The 6,383-nt window shown below is 55.3% G+C and carries 6 protein-coding genes; all 6 read right to left on the bottom strand.

Annotated elements, in window-relative coordinates:
• Window positions 1–1,741, bottom strand: a 1,741-nt coding sequence (gene aspS / locus ADADOO_RS01900) for an aspartate--tRNA ligase (protein WP_511274518.1), incomplete at its 3' end; no start/stop codon positions are given.
• Between the two features lie 17 nt (window positions 1,742–1,758).
• Window positions 1,759–2,373 (bottom strand): DUF502 domain-containing protein, encoded by a 615-nt coding sequence (locus ADADOO_RS01895; RefSeq protein WP_511274522.1) that lies wholly within the window; start codon window positions 2,371–2,373, stop codon window positions 1,759–1,761.
• Complete coding sequence (locus tag ADADOO_RS01890) at window positions 2,373–2,627, bottom strand: FmdB family zinc ribbon protein (RefSeq protein ID WP_511274517.1); 255 nt, start codon at window positions 2,625–2,627, stop codon at window positions 2,373–2,375. Before ADADOO_RS01890 ends, ADADOO_RS01895 begins: the two co-directional genes overlap by 1 nt.
• 71 nt (window positions 2,628–2,698) lie before the next feature.
• Window positions 2,699–3,553 (bottom strand): prepilin peptidase, encoded by an 855-nt coding sequence (locus ADADOO_RS01885; protein WP_511274520.1) that lies wholly within the window; start codon window positions 3,551–3,553, stop codon window positions 2,699–2,701.
• Window positions 3,553–4,779 (bottom strand): type II secretion system F family protein, encoded by a 1,227-nt coding sequence (locus ADADOO_RS01880; protein WP_511274516.1) that lies wholly within the window; start codon window positions 4,777–4,779, stop codon window positions 3,553–3,555. The genes ADADOO_RS01885 and ADADOO_RS01880 overlap by 1 nt, the downstream gene beginning before the upstream one ends.
• 15 nt (window positions 4,780–4,794) lie before the next feature.
• Window positions 4,795–6,383: type IV-A pilus assembly ATPase PilB (pilB, locus tag ADADOO_RS01875; RefSeq protein ID WP_511274514.1), on the bottom strand; the 1,589-nt coding region annotated here is incomplete at its 5' end.

The raw sequence follows: 6,383 nt of genomic DNA, 5'->3' as shown, positions 1-6,383 counted from the left end.
CGCGCAACTGCTTTTCGTCGACGCTGGACGGCGCGTCGGTGAGCAAGCACTGGGCACGCTGGGTCTTCGGGAAGGCGATCACGTCGCGGATCGATTCGGCACCGGTCATCATGGTGACAATGCGATCCAGGCCGAAGGCCAAGCCACCGTGCGGCGGGGCGCCATACTTCAGCGCATCGAGCAGGAAACCGAACTTGGCCTGTTGTTCTTCAGGGCCGATGTTGAGGGCTGAGAAGACCTTTTCCTGAACGTCCGAGCGGTGGATACGGACCGAACCGCCGCCCAGTTCCCAGCCGTTGAGCGCCAGGTCGTAGGCTTTGGCCAGGCACTTGCCCGGATCGCTGACCAGCAGGTCGAGATGCTCGTCCTTGGGGCTGGTGAACGGGTGGTGGCAGGCTGACCAGCGTTTGTTCTCGTCGTCGTACTCGAACATCGGGAAGTCGATGACCCACAGCGGGGCCCACTTGGCGCCTGTGACGAAGCCTTTTTCGTGGCCGATCTTGATGCGCAAGGCACCGAGGGCATCGTTGACGATCTTGGCCTTGTCGGCGCCGAAGAAGATCAGGTCGCCGGACTGTGCGCCGGTGCGCTCGATGACGGTCTTGAGCGAGGCCTCGGACAGGTTCTTGACGATCGGCGACTGCAGGCCGGTTTCGTTGATCTGGGTGACGTCGTTGACCTTGATGTAGGCCAGGCCGCGGGCGCCGTAGATGCCGACGAACTGGGTGTAGGCATCGATCTCGCCGCGGGTCAGCGTGGCGCCGCCCGGAATGCGCATGGCGGCGATGCGCCCCCCTTCGCTGTTGGCAACGCCGGCAAATACCTTGAAGGCGACGTCCTTGAAGGCATCGGTGACTTCAGTCAATTCAAGGGTAACGCGCAGATCCGGCTTGTCCGAGCCGAAGCGGTGCATGGCTTCAGCGTAGGTCATGCGCGGGAAGTCTGGCAGATCGACGTCGATCGCTTCCTTGAAGACGGTGCGGATCAGCTTTTCCGTCAAAGCCATGATTTCAGCCTCGCTCATGAACGAGGTTTCGATATCAACCTGGGTAAATTCGGGTTGACGGTCGGCGCGCAAATCTTCGTCGCGGAAACATTTGACGATCTGGTAGTAGCGGTCGTAGCCAGCCACCATCAACAACTGCTTGAACAATTGCGGCGACTGCGGCAGGGCGAAGAACTGGCCAGGGTGAACGCGTGACGGTACCAGATAATCGCGCGCACCTTCCGGGGTCGACTTGGTCAGCATCGGCGTTTCGATATCGATGAAGCCGTTGTCGTCGAGGAAGCGGCGGAAGGCGCGGGAGGTCTTGTAGCGCAGCATCAGGTTGTTCTGCATCTGCGGGCGACGCAGGTCGATGACGCGATGCAAGAGGCGAACGTTCTCGGAGAGATTATCTTCATCCAGCTGGAACGGCGGCGTGACGGACGGGTTCAGTACCTCGATCTCGTGGCAGAGGACCTCGATCTCCCCGGAGGCCAGGTTAGCATTGGTCGTGCCAGCCGGGCGCGGACGAACCTTGCCGGTGATCTTAAGGCAAAACTCGTTGCGGACCGATTCGGCGATGGCGAAAGTGGCGGCTCGATCAGGGTCGCAAACGACCTGGGCCAGACCTTCGCGGTCGCGCAGGTCGATGAAAATAACGCCGCCGTGGTCGCGTCGACGATGGGCCCAGCCGCACAGAGTGACGATTTGCCCGTCGAGGGCGGCATTGAGTTGTCCGCAATAATGGGTACGCATGAAACTTTCCGGTTGATTCAGGTGTTGGTGATGACGCGGGGGTGCGGCTGGGGAGCCACGACGCCCATCGAGATGATGTATTTGAGCGCTTCGTCGACGGTCATTTCGAGTTCAATGACGTCTTTAGTCGGTAGCATGAGAAAGAACCCCGAAGTCGGGTTTGGCGTAGTCGGCACGTAGACGCTGACGTACTCTCCATCGAGATGATTGACGATATCACCGCCGGGATGTCCGGTTTGGAAAGCGATCGTCCAACTTCCCTGGTGGGGATAGTGGATGAGCAGTGCCTTGCGAAAGGCGTTGCCATTCGGCGAAAAAAGGGTGTCGGAAACCTGTTTGACACTATGGTAGACCGAGTTTACGACCGGAATACGAGCCAGAACTTTTTCTGACCAGACCACCAGTTTCTGGCCAATGAAATTGGTGGCGAGCAAGCCGGTCAACAGAATCATCGCCAGCGTCAGGACTGCTCCTGCGCCGGGGATGGCAAAGCCCACCAGGCTTTGTGGGTGCATCCCTTCCGGTAGCAGGCGCAGAGATTGATCGAGCGTGCTGACGATAAGCGACAGAACCCAGCCGGTAATGACCAGCGGGACCCAGATCAGTAGACCTGTGATGAAATAGCGTTTGATCAGTTGACCGCGCACGATGAGCAGCTTCCCTCTCCGGTCTGGCATGGGGGCGCGGCGTCTTTTTTATTGCCACCACCTTTGAAGTCGGTGGCATACCAGCCGCTGCCCTTAAGCTGAAAGCCGGCGGCGGAAAGTAGCTTGTTATAACTTTCCTTGCTGCATTCCGGGCAAATCGTGAGCACAGGGTCGCTCATTTTTTGCAGATGTTCTTTCTGGAAGCCGCAGGAGTCACAGCGATATTCGTAAATCGGCATGGGAGTCCTCCAAAACCTTGAATTATAACCGAGAGTATGAGCTGGCTATATCGGGGCGAGGACGGCTTTTTTCAACCGATCAAACCAAGATAGTTGCTGGTAATCGATGCGCCCCAGAACAGAGCGATGCCGCCGGCCGCAGCAAGGTACGGACCAAACGGAATCGGAACGTTGCGCCCATGTCGGGTGGCAATGATTAGCGTGATACCGACTATGGCGCCGACGACTGAGGAGAGCAGGATAATGGCGGGCAGCATTTGCCAGCCGAGCCAAGCTCCGAGCGCGGCAAGAAGTTTGAAGTCACCATAACCCATGCCTTCCTTACCGGTTGCCAGCTTGAATAGCCAGAATACGCTCCACAGTGCCAAATAGCCTAACATCGCGCCCATCACCGCAGAGGGCAGGTCGGTATACACCCCCCAAAGGTTTAGTGCGAGACCCAGCCAGAGCAGTGGTAGGGTAATCGAGTCAGGCAGCAGTTGAGTATCAAGGTCGATGGCGGCGAGTGCAATGAGGGCCCAGGCCAATAAAAGCCCCCCGGCAGCTTGAAGTGTCGGCCCGAAATGCCAGGCAACATAGGCGGATATGAGACCAGTTAGCGCTTCGATAATCGGATAACGGGGCGAAATGCACGCATGACATCCCGAGCATTTCCCCTTGAGAATGAAGAGGTAACTAATCAGCGGAATATTCTCGAGGGCCGTAATTTGATGGCCGCAGGCAGGGCAGCGTGAGCGTGGTTTGGAAAGCGACAAGGACTCCACCGAAGTTTGTCTCACTTCTCCTCGCAATTCGGCGCATTGCGCCTGCCATTCCTGTTCCATTATTTTGGGCAGACGGTAAATGACCACGTTGAGAAAACTGCCAACACACAGTCCGAGCAGGCCGGCCATGGCGACCAGGCCGCCCAGCGATTCGGGGAGCATCAAACGACAGACCCAAGCTTGAAGATCGGGAGGTACATGGCTACTACCATGCCACCAATCAATGTGCCGAGAACAACCATTATCATCGGTTCCATGAGACTAGACATTGCATCTACTGCATCGTCGACTTCCTGTTCGAAGAAGTCTGCTACTTTGGATAGCATCGAGTCCAGTGCTCCAGACTCTTCACCGATAGCGACCATCTGTGTCACCATGTTCGGGAAAAGGTTAACGTTTTGCATCGCGGTCGTGAGATTGGTGCCTGTCGATACTTCACTCTGAATTTGTCGGGTAGCGATTTTGTAGACGTAATTGCCTGCTGCTCCACCTACTGACTCGAGTGATTCAACTAGAGGAACGCCAGCCGCAAACATCGTTGCCAAGGTTCTGGTCCAGCGAGCGATCACTGATTTGCGAACGATTTCGCCAAAAATTGGCGTGCGAAGGAGTAAGCGATCCATCGCCATCTGTACCTTCTCCGAACGCTTCCAACTCCAGAAGAAAGCATAAAAACCACCACCGATAGCGCCAAATATTGCCCACCAGTAGCTTACAAAGAAGTCCGAAATGGCGATAACAAACAACGTAGGTGCCGGCAGGTCGGCACCAAAACTTTTGAATACATCTTTGAAAGCTGGAATGACGAAGATCATGATCACTGCGGTAATGACGAATGCCACCACAATGACCGAAATTGGGTAAAAAAGTGCCGATTTAATTTTTCCCTTGATCGCCACTATCTTTTCTTTATAGGTGGCAAGGCGGTCGAGTAGCGTATCGAGAATCCCGGCCTGTTCGCCGGCCGCAACGAGGTTGCAATAAAGCGCGTCGAATTGCACCGGGAATTTGCGGAAGGCTTGTGAAAGTGAACTGCCAGTTTCTACGTCAGACTTGATATCCAGTAGTAGTTTGCCAACGGCCGGATTGGAATGGCCGCGTCCGACGATGTCGAAAGACTGCAATAGCGGGACGCCCGATTTCATCATGGTCGCTAATTGCCGGGTGAACAGGGATATGTCCTTTTCGGTTATTTTCCCGCCTGTCTTGAAGCGAACTTTCTTAACCTTTGCATTGGTCACCCCTTGCCGGCGCAACGTCGTTTGAACAACTGACTCGCTCGCTGCGCGCATTTCACCGCGAATGGATTTTCCATCCTTGTTCTTCCCTTCCCAGAGGAAGGTGCTTTCCTTGACTGCCGAGGCCCTAGATCTTGCGGCGGTAGCCATATCTTTTCCTTTTCATTAGGCGTTGGTGGTGCTTAAAACTTCGTCAAGCGACGTCATGCCTTGTTTTACTTTCAACAATCCTGATTCGCGCAGGTTTTTTATGCCTTCAAGCTTTGCTTGTGCTTCCAGATCCAACGCGGATGCGCCGCTTAAGATCAGGCGCTGCATGGCTTCCGATATCGGCATGACCTGATAGATGCCGACTCGACCTTTGTAGCCGGTGCCTTTGCAGCGATCACAACCACCTGGACCAAACAGAGTCCAGGAGCCATCGAGGTCGGCTTCCGTGAAACCTGCATCAAGAAGCGCCTGTTGCGGCACGGTGATCGGCTTTTTGCAATTGCAGAGCCGGCGAGCCAAACGCTGTGCGGTGATAAGGAGAACGCTGGAGGCAATGTTGAACATGGGAACGCCCATGTTCATTAGGCGGGTCAAAGTTTGCGGCGCATCATTGGTGTGCAGCGTCGAGAGTACAAGGTGGCCTGTCTGGGCTGCTTTGATCGAAATTTCCGCTGTTTCCAGGTCGCGGATTTCGCCGACCATGATGATATCCGGATCTTGGCGGAGAAAGGCTTTTAATGCGACAGGGAAGGTCAGACCTGCGCGGTCGTCAACATTCACCTGGTTGACGCCAGGCAGATTGATTTCCGCAGGGTCTTCGGCCGTTGAAATGTTGATGCCATCCTTGTTTAGGATGTTGAGACAGGTGTAGAGCGATACGGTTTTGCCGGAGCCGGTTGGGCCAGTAACCAAAATCATTCCATACGGCCTGCTGATGGCTTCCATCAGCACTGCCTTTTGTTCCGGCTCGTAGCCGAGCGCCTCAATGCCGAGTGTTGCCGAACTCGGATCGAGAATCCGCATGACGATTTTTTCCCCTTGCAAGGTCGGCAGGGTGCTGACCCGGAAGTCGATGGCGCGATTCTTAGATAGAACCAGACGCATGCGCCCGTCCTGTGGCACACGTTTTTCGGCAATGTTTAACCGGGAAATGACCTTGATGCGTGACGCAATTTTTTCCTTGATCGCTAAGGGCGGCGTGGCAACTTCACGCAAAATGCCGTCAACTCGGAAGCGAATACGGTAAAACTTCTCGTACGGCTCGAAATGGATGTCCGATGCGCCATCGTTGATGGCATCGAGTAACATTTTCTGAATAAATTTAACTACCGGTGCATCATCGATCTCTTGGCCGGCCGCTTCTTCGTCAAGAAAATCGAGATTGATGTCTTCGCTGGTAAAACTTTTCAGTGCATCTGCGGCCGACTCGGCATACTTGGCGACCAGTGGTGCGAGTTTGGATTGCTCGACGACGATAGGGTCGACTGCGAGTCCTGTCTGAAATCGGATTTCGTCGAGGGCCCGCAGATTGGTCGGGTCGGCAATGGCGACTGAAAGGCGGTTGCCGCGTTTGTTGAGGGGGATTACCTTGTGCGTGGCAATCAGCTTCCGATCGATTGCATCGGACGGAATGTGCGCCTCGTCGAAGGCGGCGAGATCGAGCAAGGGATAGCCAAAAGTTTCGGCAACGAAACGCGCGATATCAAGTGCGCCTGCTTTCTGGCTGATGATGATCTGCTCAATCAGCGATGTCTTGCTGTTGT

The sequence above is a fragment of the Azonexus sp. genome, assembly GCF_036170495.1.
Classification (GTDB): Bacteria; Pseudomonadota; Gammaproteobacteria; order Burkholderiales; family Rhodocyclaceae; genus Azonexus.
Note: the sequence above shows the minus strand (reverse complement) of the source record. Positions and strands in the feature narration are given on the sequence as shown.